The sequence below is a fragment of the Pandoraea pulmonicola genome, assembly GCF_000815105.2.
In the GTDB taxonomy this organism is placed as follows: domain Bacteria; phylum Pseudomonadota; class Gammaproteobacteria; order Burkholderiales; family Burkholderiaceae; genus Pandoraea; species Pandoraea pulmonicola.
This window is the reverse complement of the sequence record NZ_CP010310.2, coordinates 1,078,818-1,094,196: the sequence shown is the minus strand read 5'-3', so window position 1 is coordinate 1,094,196 and position 15,379 is coordinate 1,078,818. Positions and strand designations below refer to the sequence as shown.

Annotated in this window: 20 protein-coding genes; 5 read left to right on the top strand and 15 right to left on the bottom strand. The window is 63.9% G+C overall.

Features of this window, described 5'->3' with window-relative positions:
* The first annotated feature begins 68 nt into the window (after positions 1–68).
* Positions 69–851, top strand: coding sequence for a flagellar basal body P-ring formation chaperone FlgA (gene flgA / locus RO07_RS04935; RefSeq protein WP_072637173.1), 783 nt, complete (start codon positions 69–71; stop codon positions 849–851).
* On the opposite strand, the gene flgJ is transcribed toward flgA, so the two are convergent.
* The 15 genes from flgJ to fliE form a co-directional block, all read right to left on the bottom strand.
* Positions 836–1,603, bottom strand: coding sequence for a flagellar assembly peptidoglycan hydrolase FlgJ (gene flgJ, locus RO07_RS04930; protein WP_052267028.1), 768 nt, complete (start codon positions 1,601–1,603; stop codon positions 836–838). The two genes, flgA and flgJ, sit on opposite strands and share 16 nt — an antisense overlap.
* Positions 1,590–2,015, bottom strand: coding sequence for a flagellar protein FlgN (gene flgN, locus RO07_RS04925; RefSeq protein WP_039408572.1), 426 nt, complete (start codon positions 2,013–2,015; stop codon positions 1,590–1,592). The genes flgJ and flgN overlap by 14 nt, the downstream gene beginning before the upstream one ends.
* Positions 2,012–2,188: a flagellar biosynthesis anti-sigma factor FlgM gene (locus RO07_RS04920; protein ID WP_418303703.1), complete on the bottom strand. Its 177-nt coding sequence runs from the start codon at positions 2,186–2,188 to the stop codon at positions 2,012–2,014. The genes flgN and RO07_RS04920 overlap by 4 nt, the downstream gene beginning before the upstream one ends.
* Positions 2,189–2,342: 154 nt before the next feature.
* Complete coding sequence (gene fliA / locus RO07_RS04915; protein WP_418303702.1) at positions 2,343–3,047, bottom strand: RNA polymerase sigma factor FliA; 705 nt, start codon at positions 3,045–3,047, stop codon at positions 2,343–2,345.
* Positions 3,048–3,057: 10 nt separating this feature from the next.
* Positions 3,058–3,516, bottom strand: a complete 459-nt coding sequence (locus tag RO07_RS04910) for a hypothetical protein (protein WP_039408569.1) — start codon at positions 3,514–3,516, stop codon at positions 3,058–3,060.
* Positions 3,517–3,546: 30 nt separating this feature from the next.
* Entirely contained in the window at positions 3,547–4,785 is a 1,239-nt protein-coding gene (locus tag RO07_RS04905; RefSeq protein ID WP_160118073.1) for a flagellar hook-length control protein FliK, read from the bottom strand.
* Between the two features lie 5 nt (positions 4,786–4,790).
* A complete protein-coding gene (locus RO07_RS04900; protein ID WP_039408568.1) occupies positions 4,791–5,126 on the bottom strand; it encodes a hypothetical protein in 336 nt (111 codons plus the stop codon).
* The gene (gene fliS / locus RO07_RS04895) at positions 5,123–5,497 is read right to left on the bottom strand and encodes a flagellar export chaperone FliS (protein ID WP_039408565.1); all 375 of its coding nucleotides are present in this window, start codon (positions 5,495–5,497) and stop codon (positions 5,123–5,125) included. Before fliS ends, RO07_RS04900 begins: the two co-directional genes overlap by 4 nt.
* Before the next feature lie 40 nt (positions 5,498–5,537).
* Positions 5,538–6,893, bottom strand: a complete 1,356-nt coding sequence (gene fliD / locus RO07_RS04890; RefSeq protein ID WP_039408564.1) for a flagellar filament capping protein FliD — start codon at positions 6,891–6,893, stop codon at positions 5,538–5,540.
* 84 nt (positions 6,894–6,977) lie between these two features.
* On the bottom strand, positions 6,978–7,418 hold the full coding sequence (locus RO07_RS04885; protein ID WP_039408563.1) for a flagellar export protein FliJ: 441 nt from the start codon (positions 7,416–7,418) through the stop codon (positions 6,978–6,980).
* A complete protein-coding gene (gene fliI / locus RO07_RS04880; RefSeq protein WP_039408561.1) occupies positions 7,415–8,722 on the bottom strand; it encodes a flagellar protein export ATPase FliI in 1,308 nt (435 codons plus the stop codon). Before fliI ends, RO07_RS04885 begins: the two co-directional genes overlap by 4 nt.
* Complete coding sequence (gene fliH, locus RO07_RS04875) at positions 8,719–9,504, bottom strand: flagellar assembly protein FliH (protein WP_052267025.1); 786 nt, start codon at positions 9,502–9,504, stop codon at positions 8,719–8,721. Before fliH ends, fliI begins: the two co-directional genes overlap by 4 nt.
* Positions 9,501–10,517: a FliG C-terminal domain-containing protein gene (locus RO07_RS04870; RefSeq protein ID WP_039408557.1), complete on the bottom strand. Its 1,017-nt coding sequence runs from the start codon at positions 10,515–10,517 to the stop codon at positions 9,501–9,503. The genes fliH and RO07_RS04870 overlap by 4 nt, the downstream gene beginning before the upstream one ends.
* On the bottom strand, positions 10,495–12,111 hold the full coding sequence (fliF, locus tag RO07_RS04865) for a flagellar basal-body MS-ring/collar protein FliF (RefSeq protein ID WP_039414320.1): 1,617 nt from the start codon (positions 12,109–12,111) through the stop codon (positions 10,495–10,497). Before fliF ends, RO07_RS04870 begins: the two co-directional genes overlap by 23 nt.
* Positions 12,112–12,190: 79 nt before the next feature.
* A complete protein-coding gene (gene fliE, locus RO07_RS04860) occupies positions 12,191–12,532 on the bottom strand; it encodes a flagellar hook-basal body complex protein FliE (RefSeq protein WP_039408555.1) in 342 nt (113 codons plus the stop codon).
* Between the two features lie 494 nt (positions 12,533–13,026).
* Between fliE and RO07_RS04855 the strand changes: the two genes are divergently transcribed.
* Genes RO07_RS04855 through RO07_RS04840 form a run of 4 tightly spaced genes read left to right on the top strand, consistent with a single transcriptional unit; the run spans position 13,027 to position 15,376 of the window.
* Positions 13,027–13,998, top strand: coding sequence for a FliM/FliN family flagellar motor switch protein (locus RO07_RS04855; RefSeq protein WP_084072438.1), 972 nt, complete (start codon positions 13,027–13,029; stop codon positions 13,996–13,998).
* A gap of 3 nt (positions 13,999–14,001) precedes the next feature.
* Positions 14,002–14,352, top strand: coding sequence for a flagellar motor switch protein FliN (fliN, locus tag RO07_RS04850; protein ID WP_039408549.1), 351 nt, complete (start codon positions 14,002–14,004; stop codon positions 14,350–14,352).
* On the top strand, positions 14,349–15,104 hold the full coding sequence (fliP, locus tag RO07_RS04845) for a flagellar type III secretion system pore protein FliP (protein ID WP_039408546.1): 756 nt from the start codon (positions 14,349–14,351) through the stop codon (positions 15,102–15,104). Before fliN ends, fliP begins: the two co-directional genes overlap by 4 nt.
* Positions 15,104–15,376 carry a flagellar biosynthetic protein FliQ gene (locus RO07_RS04840; protein WP_039408544.1) on the top strand — a complete coding sequence of 91 codons (273 nt, stop codon included), beginning with the start codon at positions 15,104–15,106 and terminating at the stop codon, positions 15,374–15,376. Before fliP ends, RO07_RS04840 begins: the two co-directional genes overlap by 1 nt.
* Positions 15,377–15,379: the final 3 nt, after the last annotated feature.

The window sequence follows — 15,379 nt, the reverse complement described above, 5'->3', positions numbered from 1 at the left end:
TCATCCGCCTACCTTCGGCCCCGCGCCCCATTTGTTTCCGTACGGCAACGATGCTTGCCGAAAACGTCATGTCTTCACTGCTTACCGCTTCGTACTCCTCACGTATCGCCTGTATCGCCCATGTCGCGGCGTTCACGCTTTGCACGGCTGTTCATGCCGCGCCGATCACTGCCTCCGCACCGCCGCCTTCCGACGATCTGCTGGCTCAGGCCCGCGCCGCCGCATACGGCAAACTCACCGAGTTGCTTCGGCAGAACGGCTTGTCCGACCCCGAGATCGTGCTTACCGTCGCCCCGCCCAGGACACCGGCGCCCACTTGCGCCAAGCCCTTCTCATTCCAGTTTGCCGATACCCGGCAACTCGGCCGGATGCTGCTCACTGCACGTTGTCCCGCCACCGGGACCGCGACACAACTGGTCGTGCGCGGCACCGTTACGGCAAACCTTCCGGTAGCGGTCAACGACATTGCGGCGGGGCGAGCGATTGCCGCCGACGATCTTTCCCTGCAGGCGCGTAAAGTGGTGTCGCTCGCCGACACCGTAACGCGCATCGACGACGCCGTGGGACAGGCCAGTCGCCGCGCAATTCGCAGCGGTCATACGCTCTCGCGCAAGTCGCTGCAAGTCCCCGAACTGGTTCGCAAAGGCCAGAGCGTGCGCATCGTGGTCCGTCTCGGCGAGAGCGAAATCAGCAGCGCAGGTGTGGCCCTCCAGGCAGGCGGCACGGACGCGATCATCCCCGTGCGAAACGCCAGCTCGGGCAAGGAGATCCGGGCGCGGGTCACAGGTCCGGGCACCGTCACGGTGACGGACTTGCCAGGTTCGGCGTCGCCCACTCAACCGTCGCCCTGAGGCCTTCCCGATGTCGTGCCCGAACGTCGTGCCATATCGGCGCGGCTCGCCGCCACATCGGAGGCCACCTGGCGGAGCTTCGATACGTACGCGGGGTCCGTTGCATAGCCGCCGCTGACAAGCGCCCGCGCAAACGCCGCAACGTTTCCACCGGCCCCGATCACACCGCGATAGCGCGGGTTGTCCCGCAACAGCCGCACGTAGTCGTCAAACGCCGCGTCGTAGCTCGAATAGGCCCGAAACCGCTGCACAGTCTTGATCGCATCGCCGCCGATATACTCGGTGGTGAGCACGTCGGCGACGCCGCCCTGCCAACGATCCGCCGCCTTGATGCCAAACAGGTTGAACGTATCGTCGCCTTGCGCCCCCGTAAGCGGACGATTTCCCCATCCGGACTCCAGCGCGGCGTGCGCCGCAATCAGATCCTCGGATACGCCAAGCTCATTCGCGGCCTTGCGCGCAAACGGCAGGATGTTCGCCAGGAAGTCCTGTTTGCTCGACGTCGTTCGCCCGCTCATGCCAGTCGCTCCACTCGCCAGCAGCGCGGCAATGTTGGCGCCGGCCTGGGCCGGCACAGGCGCGAAAGCCGCATCGTCGGCATCGAATCCCTCGGCGACCGTGCGCACGATGTCGTCATGCAAACGTGTCAGTTCGTGCCAGTACGCACCACGGGCTGTGTCCATCGATTGCTGCGACGCGATATGCGGCGTACCGACGCTGGGCCGCACCGGTGAGAAATCAAGTTTCAGCATAGATGTGGGTCTCCCCGTACAGCGCGCGCTGCACCACTTCGAACTGCGCAACCAGCAGTTGACCGTTGCGCGCATTAAGCGTCTTGCACTCGCGAACGAGTGTCTCGAGTTGGCTCCAGATAGTCATCAGTCGCTCGCGCGGTGCGCCGGCGATGCAGTCGAGCACGTCCATCATCGACGCGGGCGCCGACGGAGCAGCCAATATGCATGCATGAATGCGACGTAATTCGTGATGCTCGGCGAGGGTGTCCACCAGTGTCAGGATGGACTGAGCGATCCTCTCGATCCCCGTGGCGTCGCGCCGCATGGCGGCGACGTATTGACGCTCGAGCAATGCCTTGAGTTCGTGGTAGCGCGTCAGCTCGATCTCGATGCCAAGCACGAGTGCCTTGAATGCTTCCTTGCGCGTCATCGCTCTCTCCCACGCGTACCGTGAAAGCGCTGAATCAAACATGCCAGCTTGCCCGCGTCGAACGGAAGCTCACCCGCCTTGAGCGCCTCGCGCAGGGCTGCGACTCGCGCCTCGTCGAAATCCGGCATGTCGCGCAGTGCCGCCATGGCGGGTTGTACGACGTGCGTTGCCAAAGGGGTATCGGCTCCGCCTCGAACGGGAGCTTCGGCTATCGCGCCCCGCTCTCGCGTGCGCTTTTGCTTGTCATCGCTCCGCCGGACTTCGCTTGCGGGCCGGGTGCCTACCAATTTCATGTCTGTCTCTTTAAAAAACCGGACGCCCATCCCGTCAAACATCGCTCAGGGCCAAGCGCATCTTCTTGAGAGCCGCCTTGTTGATCTGACACACCCGCGCCTCGGTCACGTCAAGCACGCCGGCGATTTCGCGAAGGCTCAGGTCGAACTCGTAATAAAGCTGGATGACGCGTTGCTCACGCTCGTCCAGGTATGCGAGCGCCTGTTCCAGGCATCGCCGGCGCACGACCTGACGCTCGGGACTCTCCTCGTGAGCAAGGGCGTCGTCATCAAGAAGTTCGTCCAGATTCGCCATCTCCTCCGCGTTGCCGGCCAATACGCGCTCGCGATAGGCATCGGCATCGATCCCGAGCGCCTGTCCCACTTCGGCGTCGGTTGGATCGCGGCCCAGGGACCGGCGCAGCGAACGCTCCATGTCGCGTGCACGGTACGCATCCTGACGCACGGTGCGCGGTCGCCAGTCGTGGCGGCGCAGCTCGTCGAGAATCGCGCCGCGCACGCGCATCGCCGCGTAGCCGGCAAACGCCTCGTCCACTTCGCCATATCGACGCAGCGCTTCGAGCAGGCCCATGAGTCCGATCTGCTCCATGTCTTCCTGCGCAATCGCGCCGCATGCCTGAGAGAGCAACTGGCGCACCACGCGCTTGACGATTGACGCGTACTCCATGAGACAGCGCTGCTCGGCAATGGCGCTCGCCCGGGCGTAAGCCTCGCGCGGCGCGGCGTTTCTCATCGGCATGCCCATCGGATCACTCGACCAACAGCTTGCCGATCATCGCCGTGACGAACGGCTGCTCGACGTTGCGATGTCGGTAAGACTCGGTGAACGCGGCATTGATCTTGCAGCTCAGATCGTCGATGGACATATTGCGAATCGACTCCAGCGTTTGTCCGGAAACGGCCTTCACCGCAATGCTGCTCAGCAACGGCAGTTGTTCGCGCACACTGGCCTCTTTCTCCGGTGCGGATTTCAGTATGATGTCCAATGCCGCGTAGTGGATCTCGCGCACATCCGTTTCGTTGTCCGGCTTGAGCATGACCACGATCTTCTCAACGCCAACGTACTTGTAGGGATCGGCCGCCAGGCTCTCCTGCGCCGCGGCCCCATCGTCATGCGCAACGCTGCGCGCATACACCCAGAAGCCACCCGCCGCCGCTCCCGCGATCGCCAGTACCAGCCCCACCATTACCCGGGTCTTCTTGTTCATCGCCAACTCAAATCTCATCGTATTCGGACCTTATCCAGTCAGCACGTTGCCTAAACGGAACCACATCCCGTCGTCCTCCGACGAAACCTCTGCCAGCGCCCGCCCGGGGCGCTTGTCGTTTTCGCGGGCCTCACGCCGCGCGCCATGGCCCGCCTGTCCCGCCTGGCCGAACGCCGAGTCGTGCCGCACCGCCACACTCACCTCTCCCTGGTGCTTCTGCGCCAATTCCTGACGCATGGCGTCGCTGGCCGCCTGCAATTGCCGCGCAACATCCTCGTTCGACGCCATCAAATGAACCTGCAACGTCCCCCCCTGATGCCGAACGGCAATCTGCAACGCACCCATCGACGCCGGATCGAGACGAATCACCGTCTGCTCGACGCCGCTTCCCATCTGGACACTTACCCGGTGACCGAGCGATGTCACGAGTTGCGGTCCCCATGACGCCACCGATACGGGTACCGCCGCCCGGGTACCGGTTGCGAATGGCGTTGCGAGCAAGGCGGGCATGTCCGCTGTGGTCGTTGCCACCGGCGCCGACGCGGCGCCCCTGCTTTCGTTGGCAGTGCCGGTCGCGCTGCCTTCGCGCCCATTGCGGCTCGTCCCCTGTACCTCCGGAGATGCTGTCGCGAGCGTCGTGCTGACGCTTCCGGCGGCACTTCCCCCTGCGGGCCCCGCACGTTGCGCGTCCGCATCGCCGACGTCCGCCGTGCCATTGCCTACCTCCGCGCTGCCACCACGCACCGGTTCGGGATCGGGAGGCAACGCCGGCTTGCGCGTACTGTCGCGCTGGCCAGCCGATGCAATGGCATACATCAACGGGCTGAGCGCAAACCCATCGCTCTTTTGCGGCGCACCTTCAGCGTCGGTGGCCAAGTGCATTGCTCCGCCGTTCGCGCTCGACTGCAGCGCATCTAGCGCCGACGGCCGTTCCCGCTGCCCCCCCGCCGTGGTCTCGCCGTCGACTTGCGACGCGATGTGTGGCATGTCGACACCGCGCCCATGCAGCACGACCTGCCGTGGATCGTCCGTCATGAGGTCGTCGCCGACCTGCGAAGTCGTGTGCGCCATTTCCAGGAACTGCGCGAACCCCTCGACGACCGGCCGCTCCGTCGACGCCTCGCGCGTTTCTCCCTCGACCTCCTGATCCGGAATGTCCTGCGCCAACGCCACGCCATCGGAGCCCGTCAATACGCGCGGGCCGCAAGGCGCTTTCACGTTCGGCACATCGCCAGGGGTCCATCCTGTCAACAGCATTGTCGCCACCATGGTTCTCATCCTTTGTTTCGCTCCTCGAGCTCGCCGATCACGCCGTAGGCAATCCACCCCGCCTTGCTGCCCTGCATGCTTTCGAGGTGCGCTGCGACACGGTCGCTTTGCCGCGTGAGTTCCCGCAGCAACGTTGCATAGGTTCGCCGAACCTGAGCCAATGCCGCGATTTCCGCGTCGCTCAATGCCTCGCCTCGGACAATGATTCGGTCGAGCAACGAGCGGACCTCCTTCTCCACCTCCATCGACGTCCGCCACTGCCGCGCGTTGACCAGTTCGACCAGACTGCGCGTTCCCCGCATCAACTCGCTCGACCGATCCTCGCGCTTGCCAGTGCTCATGCCACGCCTTGCCAGCCTTCGCGCAGCGTGCCGATCAATCGAACGACTTCGTCAATCGGCTCAACGCTCAGGTCGCCGCTCGCCTGCACAAGACGCCAGGCGCAGTAGTCGTACAGCGATGCCAATTGGCTGACCGCTTCGCTCCCGCTGTCCATATCCAGCGAGCTGTTCAGGCCATTGATCATCGCCACGCACTTGCTCACGCTCGCCCCCTTGGCCTCGTACCGGCGAGCGACGATATGCGCCCTCGCACGCGCCAGCTCGTCGAGCAGACCGTCGGTCAGAACGAGGACCAATTGCACCGGGGAAGCGCTGGCAATTTGCGCTTCCAGATTCGCGGCGTGGTAGCTGCGGTATCCAACGTTGTCCATAGTCAGTGGTTTTCTTCAATCGGGCGATGCATTGCCGCAGTTAGTCTTTCTTTGGCGAGAACATGTTTTCCAGGAACTTCAGCGTGTCCTGCATCTGGTTTTGGACGACCTGCAGCGCGGTGAACTGCTTCACGTAGCCGTTGAAGATCTGGTCATAGCGGCGTTGAAGTTCTTCGTGCTTTGCGTCGAGTTTTTTCAGAACCTTGTCGGAGGAATCCCGACGTGCCTTGATCTGCCCCTTGGCGCTGTCGAGCCAGGCGTCCAATGACTTGTTCAGCTTTGCGACCATGCCCGTAGACGATTTGCCGACGAATTTGTCGAGCGCCTCGGGATTTTTCGCCAGTGTCTTGTCGAGCTTGGCACGGTCAAGGTTCAGATTGCCGTGCTTGTCGACCTCAATGCCGAGGTCGTACAGATTGATGCCGTCCACGGGCTGACGCAGCACGGCGCTGAGCTGAGCGCTCAAGGCGCGCAAACCGGCATCCGCCTGCATGGCGCCGCCGGCGACGCCCGCGGCGGCATCGCCCGGCTTGGTCAGTTCGCCAATCGCCTTGCGCATGGCGTTGTATGCATCGACGAACGCCTGAACACCGTCCGCCGTCGCATTCGCGTCGTTGCTCACATTGACGGTCAGCACGTCGTTGGCGTCCGAGGAGACGCGCTTGAACGTTACCGACAGGCCCGCGACGCCGGTGAAAGTGTTCGACGCCTGCTTGATTTCGGTACCTGATTGGCCGCCGATCCGCAACACCGCATCTTTGGCCGCGGTGGTTTCCTTCATGCCGTCGAGCGCCTTCTTCAGCGCTTCGTGGAGCCCGGCCGATTTCACCGTGATCCGGCTTCCCTCTCCGGTCTGCGCGGCAGTGAGCATCAGCTTCTGCGAGCCATCCGACATCGTCATGACCGACGCGTTGAGTTTTCCCGACGCGCCGGCTGCCTCGTTGACAGCGCGCGCCAGCTCCGTCGGCGTGACCTGGCCCGGCGTAGCAGTGGCTATCTTGGAGAGATCGATATCCAGCGAGGTTCCGTCTGCCAGATCGATCTTCATCGTGCCGGTCGCCGGGCTCGTCGCGGGAATCGTTTCGATGACTTTTTGATTGGCCGACGCGACCTGTTTCACGTAGAAGTTGTACGAGCCCGCGCGAGCTCCCTCGCCGAGGGTCGCCGAGCCAAACTTCGCGTCGCTCAGCGATACCGCACGGCGCGCCATGCTGCCGCCCACGAGCATCGAACTCAGCGCGGTACGGAACGTCGAAAGCGAAGTTTTCAGCGTGGTCAGCGCACTGGACGACGCCTTGGCCTTCTCCTTGTGCGACTGCAATTGGCTTTCGGTCCGTTTGAAGAAGTCGTCGGCAAAGGCTTTGGCGGTCTTCCTTGGATCGTCAACGATGAGCATAGGTCTTTCTCTTTAAAAAGTTCCAAACAGGAGCGAGCAGGCAATCGCCCCCCACGTCGCGGGACTCGTCATCCTTCGTCGGCCTCACATCCTGCCGCCGCGATACCGGGTTTGCGCGGCGAGTTCGTCCTGCACCCGTTGTGCCCGGCGCTCACGCGACAAGTCCAGCGTCGCCTCGCGCTTTTGCAGCTCACGTCGCCATATCTCGCATCTCACCGACTCGTCAAGCAGGCGTTGACGGTCGACGGCCATGTCCGCTTCATGTAGCTGCAGGGCTTCCCGGTGCGCCGCGATCATGTCGAGCAACCCTTGCCGGTAGCCCAGACGATTGAGCGAGAGCTCGGCACATGCCGTCCCGACGCCCTTGCCCGCCTCGTCGAACAGTTGCTGCATCGTGCGCAGATTGGTTCGGTAGCGCTCGCGCAGCGCTTCCTTGCGGCCGAATTCCCGCTTGAGCCGGTCGATTCCAGCTTCACGAACCGCCACCAGCCGCCCCAACGGCCCGACCACGCGTTGATCGCTCATGCCAACAGCGCCTCCAACTGCGCCCGCGCGTCGGCAAACGACGTGCCGTCGTGCGTTTCCTGTCGGAGATACGCGTCGATGTTCGGCGCCAATATCACCGCACGGTCGGTGGCGGGATCGGCTCCCTTTACGTAGCCGCCCAGCGCAATGAGATCGCGAACCTGTTCGTAGCGCCCGATCAGCTCCTTGAACTGACGCGCGGCGCGAACCTGATCGCTGTCGGCCACCTGCGTCATACAGCGGCTTACCGAGCGCGTCACATCGATGGCGGGATAGTGGCCTCGCTCCGCCAGTTCCCGCGTGAGCACGATGTGCCCATCGAGAATGGCACGCGCCGTGTCCACGACCGGATCGTTCTGGTCGTCCCCTTCCGCAAGCACGGTGTATATGGCGCTCATGCTGCCGGGGCCCTCGCCATTACCGGCGGTCTCGACCAATTGCGGCAACATGCCGAAAACCGAAGGCGGATAACCGCGCGTTGCCGGAGGTTCGCCCAGCGCCAGCGCCAGTTCGCGCTGTGCCATGGCGTAGCGCGTGAGGGAGTCGACCAACAACAGCACGTTGCCGCCCTGATCACGAAAATGTGCGGCAATGGCGTGACAGAGTTGCGTCGCTTTCAACCGCATGAGCGGAGACTCGTCCGCCGGTGCGACGATCAGCACGGCTTTGGCGCGCCCTTGCTCGCCCAGTGCGTGGTCCACGAACTCCCGAACCTCGCGGCCCCGCTCGCCGATGAGACCGACCACGACGACGTCGGCATCGGTATAGCGCGTGATCATGCCAAGCAGCACGCTCTTGCCCACACCACTGCCGGCCATCAGCCCGACGCGTTGCCCACGCCCCAGGGTCAGCACGCCGTTGATCGCGCGAACGCCTACATCGAGCACTTCTCGCACTGGCTGCTTTTGCAACGGGTTGACGGCGACCGGCGGGGTGATCAGCGGGTGCTCGCCATCAAGTTCGCCCAACGCGTCGATAGGCTCTCCGAGGCCGTTGACCACACGGCCGAGCCAACGCGGGCCGATGCGCACCGCCGCCCGCGGACCCGCGGGCAACACCTTCGCGCCAGCCAGCAAGCCCATGGAAGTCCTGAACGGCATCAGGTAGGACTCCTCACGGCCGAAGCCGACCACCTGCGCATCGATCCAATCGCCGGAGGCCGTCTCGATCACGCAGCGTTGTCCGGTCTCGAGCGGACATCCCGTTGCCTTGAGCAACATCCCCGATACGCCGGTCAGACGGCCCGTCAGGCGCGCCACGGGCACGTCGTCGAGTTCGAGATTACGCAGCGCTCCGGCAATCATTCCGCCTCCTCGATGGCGGGCTCCGCGGCCGGCAACGTGTCGGGCGCCGAGCTCCCGTCTAACGCGAGCGTGGCTACGGATGCAGCGTTCAGTTGGCGACCGACCTGTTCCATGCAAGCCTCCAGACGATGCGCGCACCCGGCGTCCGCTTCATGGCCACCTGCCTTCACCCGGCATTCGCCCGGCGCCAGTGCCGCGTCGGGCACCAGCGTCCAATGGCTCGCGCGTTCGGGCAGCAAAGCGACCAGGCGCGCGCACTCTTCGGGATTCAGATGCACCTCCGGCGCCTCGGCGGTAGCCGGCATCGCGCCTAACGCCTCATCGACGAGCGCGAGCATCTGGCCGGGTTGCAACGCCAGTTCGCAGCGCACGACCTGTCTGGCGACCTTGGCGACGAGTTCGATCAACTCGTTACGGCGCGCCTCCTGATAATCCGCATGCAATTTCCGCACGGCCTGAAGTGCTGTGCCGAGTGTGTCGGCCAGCCCATCGAATTCGGCGCGCACGGCGCGGCGCGCGTTGTCGAGGGCCGCATGCGCGCCCTCTGCCTCGCCCTGCTCGAAACCCTGCGCCAGGCCGTCGACTTCGCCGCGCTCGAACCCATCCTGATAGCCGCGCTCCATGCCCTCTTGATAACCGTCGGCAATCGCCTGCTGCAAGGCGCGCTCCTGATCGGCAAGAGGGGAGCCGCCACTTTCGGAGCTGGCGGTGTACGGCCCGGTTGCGGCATTGCGAACACAGGCGGACAACGGCGGAAAGCGGTAGGAGAAATAGCCTTTCACGCGACTTCGTCCTCATCGCCCAGGAGCAGTTCGATCTCTTCGGCATCGACCAATGCCTTGACGCGGGCCATGATCTCGCGGCGCGTCTGCTCGACCCGCGCGTTCGGCACCGGTCCGGTACGACGCATGATGTCCTCGAACGCCTGAACCTGCCGGCGCGGCATGGCGCGCTGCAGCGTGCGGAGCACCGAACCGTCCGCGCCCTTGAGCGCAACCGCCCATTGTTCCAGCGTGACGACATCGATGATGCGCCCCACCACGGCATCGGACTGACGTGCCAGCATGTCGAAGTGATACAGGCTGACTTCGATCTCGGAGACCACGTCGGGGTCGTGCGCGCGCAACAATTCGATCAACTGCATGCGATCGCCCGGCAGGCGATTGATGATGTCCGCGGCCTGACGCACGCCCTCGACGCTGGCGCTCTGGAGATCCAGATTCCGCAGACACGATTCGATCAACTCTTCGAGCTCCAGAAGCAAGAGGTGATCGACTTCGTCGAGTTTGGCCACATGGAGCAATACGACGTCGCGCATCTCCGGGGGCAATGCCTCGACCACCTTGCTCGCCTGCGCCGGAGGCAGGAACGCCAGGAAAAGCGCCTGCATGCGCACGTGCTCGTCGGCAATGTGCTGTGCGAGCCAGCGCGCAGACACCCATTCCAGACGCGCCATCTTCGGGCGGATCCGATCGCCGTAGATCTTGTCGAGCACCGTGTTGGCGATGTCATGTCCCAGCGCGAGATCGAGCGCACGCTGCAGGAATACTCGGGACGCACCATGAATTCCGCTTTGTTCCCGGTACTGGCCGAAGAACTTCTGCAAAGCGTCCCGGACGGCGTCGACCTTCACTCCGCCCATGTCCGACATGGCGTGCGTGACCTTGAGCAACTCGGACCTGGACAGGCATCGAAGCACGTCGGCAGCACGCGCCTCGCCCATGCTGAGCAGCACGATGGCGGCCTGATCGACCGAGCCCGGCGCCTGACGTTCAGCGATTGAGGTTTCCGTCATTTTGAATCCACTGTTTGACGACTTCCGCGACACGCTCCGGCTCCTTCTCGCAGAGGGTCTGCAGATGCGAGATCAGGATCTCCACACCGGAATCGGCGGGTGGAAGTTCGATGTCGTCCATGAGCGGAAGCATGCTGCTTCCGCGAATCTTCTTATCCGGTGCCTGCTCGTCGTTTGCGAGCAATGGGACTTGCTGTCCAACGACCAGAGCGTCGGTCGCGTCGGAAACGTCCGGCTCGATCTCCTTGAGGGTGCGCGGCGCATATCGATACTCGACCCACTGCTGCGTGATACGCAGCAGCGGACGGACGACGAGCAGAAAACCCAGCAGCGCCATCACGGCGTAGGCGGCGTACCACGCGCCCTGTTCCAGCGTGGTGCGCTCTTCCCACCACGGTTGCGGCTGAGGCGCGCTCGGGAAATTCATCGCGGACACCACAAGTTGATCGCCGCGCGAAGCGTCCATGCCCAGGCCATTGCGCAGAAGGGTGTCGATGTGCTTGAGCTGCTCGTCCGACCACGGCTGGCCCTTGGTAGGCGATACCGCGTTATTGAGCACCACGGCGACGCTCAGCCGCTCCAGCCGACCACGGCTGTGCTTGATCTGCATGACGTTGCGGTCGTAGGCGAACTGGCGGGTAGCGGCGTTGCGCATCGTGCCGCCGTCGGCGTTCTGCGTTGCCGTGGTTGCCTCCACCGGACGGTTGCTCAGCGAGCCCGGCACCCCCAATGCCGTACGGTCACGATTCTTCTCGTCGCGAATCGCCTCGTTCACCACCTTCGGGGCCTCGCCGAACTGCTCCCGGGTCTCTTCCACACGATCGTTGTTGACGACCGGCGTCACGCTGACGCGGAAGTTGTCCATGCCGAGCGTGGGCGCGAGCAGATCCTGCACGCTGCGCATTGTGGTTTCGCGGTAGCGCGCCACGGCGTCGCCGCTGCCGATCGGATCATCGGTCAGGTCCACGCGGGCGGACAGGAATGCACCGGATTGATCGACCACGGACACGCGCTCGGGGGCCAGGTTGGGCACACTTCCGGCCACCAGATTGATGACCGCGGCGATCTGCTCCCTGGACAGGCGCTGCCCCGGCTTGAGCGTGAGCACCACCGACGCGGAGCTCTTCTCACCGTCCATCATCACGAACGAAGACGATTTCGCGATCGAAAGGTGCACGCGCGCCGACTCGATCGGGTCCATGGACACGATGCTCTTGACGAGCTCCGCCTCCAGCCCCCGGCGAAAACGCACGTCCTGCACGAACTGACTGGTGCCAAGCGGGTCGTTGCTGCCGACCTGCTCCAGCCCTTCAGGCAACTTGGCCGTCACGCCCTTGGCCGCGAGCAGAAGCCGCGCGCGTCCGAGTTCGGACGACGGCACGAGCACCTGCCCTGTATCAGGGTGGATGCGGTATTTGATCCCGTCAGCGTCGAGCACCGACACCATGCTGTCGAGCGGCACCTGTTCGCGCGCGCCGAACAGCGGCTTGTAGCTCGACTGGTCGTAGCGCATGTACAGCGTCGCGAATGCCGTCAGCGCGACCGCCAACAGCACGAGCGGCACGACCTTCGACAGCGTCGCCGGCGACGGCATCTTCAACGAAAAGCTGCTCGGCATCCGCAGTGGCAGGAGGTTCTTGAGGCTGGCAAACACGAATCGACCTTTTCCCGTATCAGATCTGCATCTTCAGCAGATCGTCGACAGCGCTCGCGAGCTTGTTGCGCACTTGCGTGAGCATCGAAAACGACAGGCTGGCCTCCTGGCTGGCGACCATGGCACCAATCAGGTCATCGCTTTTTCCGCTATCAACCGCTTCCATCTTGTCTTCCGCGGCATGCTGGAGGTTGTCCACCCCCTCGACGGTGGAAAGCATGGCGTGGCCAAAACTCATGTCCGAGGGAGATTTGACGTTGCCCGAGATCGCGTCGCCCGGCGCCGCCATCGCCTGCCGCGCCAGATTGGCCATCTCACTGCGCATCTGCGCCCCCACCTGCTGTATCGATTGCGTCGTCATTTCCCACATTTCCTTGCGTTGCTGCGCAGACCGTCCGTTGCTATCGATCAGCAATGGACGGTGATGTACTCAACACGGCTTTCGTGCGGCACCCGTGGCAGCGAATCGTCTGTCGGTGCGGATAAAACCGGTTGAAGGGCGATTGTCCAATCCACCGAAATCGGGTGCCAGCGATTAATCCTGAAGACTCCTGAAACCTCATGAAAACCCCAGACACGCCACCACCGAGATGCGCCAACCGCCTCACCGCCACACCCCCCCACACCAACCATCCCGGCGAACACGGAAAACATCAGGCGAACCACCCGAAAACACCCACGGGATGCGGCCTTCAGGGAAATTCAGACAGATTCAGATCAACTCACGAAAGATCGGATTCTTTGCTGGTTTTTTGGTGGACGCCTGCCCGCCCCCCCTCCAGAATCAGCGAGTTGTTCTCCTGCAAGATGAAAGCGACGAACTCGTCGCCGTACTTAAACTAGGCAAATAAATACATGGCAATTCGGTCAGGCAGACAATCCACCGATGCGACCCGCTGTACTGCGCTCGATCCGCGCATGCTCGGGCGACCGACCCATTTGCTTGGCACGTTTGGCGAAGCGCTCAAACAGCACCTGGGGCAGCAGTTCATCATGCGGCTGAGCCGCCGGGCAGGCGCTTCGCTGCGCGTCACCACCGTGACGTTTTCGACCCATTCGCCGCAGATGCGCGCATGGCCATGGCGCCATCAGTCCTTGGGGGCTGGCCGCATCGGCGTCCATATGGAGCGCGCCCTGTTGCTCAAGCTCCTCGAGGTGCGCTATGGCACGCCACACGGCATGCCTGGCAAGCGCGCGCGAAGTTCGGACAACGAGGGGGGAACGGACGGCAATGTCGGCCCGATCGACGCGAACGGTGCCTCCGAGTCGACCGACGCCATGCCACTTCCCCTTCCCCTTCCCACCGCCGAACCGCAGCCGGCCATTGCCGCCGAGACGGCCACCGAGCGCCGACTCGCCGGATCGCTCGCCGCGGAGCTTGCCCAGGCTGTCGCCCGGTGCATCGCCCCGGAGCATGGACAGACGCCGCCCGACGACGTGGCGCCGGTCGCACACCACCCGGATCTGTTCGCGGTCTGCCGGATTTGCAGCGCGGCGGGTGAGCATTTGGGGGACTTGGGCGTCTCCCTCGACGGTGTCTGGCAGGACCGGCTGTTCGAGAAGCTCTCCGGCACCCTCCAGCGCCCGCCCCGCACGGCGAGAGGCGGCGCAGTGCTTTCCCACGAGTTGCGCGTGACGCTGACTGCCCGTCTGCTGGAGATGGAAGTCCCTTTCGGCGAGCTGCTGCGCCTGCGCAAGGGGGACATCCTGCCGGTGCGCATGCCCGCCGCCGCGCGCGTGTTCGCCGGAGATTCCGACGTCTTCACCGCGATCGTCGCGGAACACAACGGCAAGCTTTGCCTGACCTCATTCAATTTTCTGGACTAACCGATGGACCAGCACGACAACTCCGATCTCGACGCACTGCTCGAAGACCTTCCCGGCGACACGGAGGAGACGCCGGCTCCCCCGTCTCCCGCCGCACCGCGTCGTGACCCCATGAACCTGCTCGCGCGCATTCCCGTGCGACTGACGCTCGAAGTCGGCAACACCATCGTGTCGCTCGCCGAGCTGATGGCAATCGAGCAGGGTTCGGTGCTCGAACTCGACCGTCTTGCGGGCGAGCCGCTGGAGGTCAAGGTCAACGGCACCGCGGTCGGCCAGGCCGAGGTGGTGGTATGCGGCGAAAACTACGGCTTGAAGGTGCTCCATCTGGAAGACCTCGGGCGTTTCATGCCATGAAGTTGTGGACATCGCGGCGTACGCTCGGCGCCGCGGCTCTCGTAGTGGCTGCCCTGCTGTCCATGCCCGCGACCGCGGAGCCGCTAACCCTGCCGGCCGAAGCCCTCGGCATGCCGCGCGACTTCAGCCCGAAGACGCAGATCCTGCTCTTCATGACGCTGCTGGGCTTGCTCCCCGCGCTGGTCATGGTAATGACGAGCTTCGTGCGCTTCGTCATCGTTCTGGCCCTGCTGCGCCAGGCGCTCGGGCTCCAGCAAGGGCTGCCGAGCCGCGTCATCACAGGAGTAGCGCTGCTTCTCACACTGCTGGTGATGCGCCCCGTTGGCGTCGAGATATGGAATAACGCCATCGAGCCGTTCGACCAGGACAAGATCACGTTCAGGGAAGCCATGGCGCAAGGCGAGAAACCGCTATCGCGCTTCATGCTCGCCCAGACGAGCAAGGCCAGTCTTTCGCAGGTCTCGCGGCTGTCGAACGAGACCGACGTCGCAAAACCCGAGGACCACAGCTTCATCGTCAAGGCCGCGGCGTTCAGTCTCAGCGAGCTCAAGACCGCGTTTCAGGTCGGTGCGATGCTGTTCGTACCGTTTCTCGTCATCGACCTTGTCGTCGCCTCGGTGTTGATGGCGATGGGCATGATGATGCTCTCGCCGCTGGTCATCTCGCTGCCGCTCAAGCTGCTGCTCTTCGTGATGATCGACGGGTGGACACTCACCGTGAACACCCTTGCCACCAGTATCCGGGCCTTTTGATGCTGACCGCGGATATCGCCGTAGAAATCGTCGGGCAGGCCCTGCGGATCGCCACGGTGCTCATTGCCGGCGTGGTCATGCCGAGCCTCGTCGTGGGCTTGCTCGTCAGTCTGTTCCAGGCCGCGACTTCGATCAACGAACAAACGCTCAGCTTTCTGCCGCGCCTGCTGACCACGCTCGTCGTGCTCATGATCGGCGGACATTGGGGTACGCAGTATCTGATGGATTATTGCGTCAGCGTCTTCGAGCGGGCCGCTCTGTTGGTGGGATAGGCA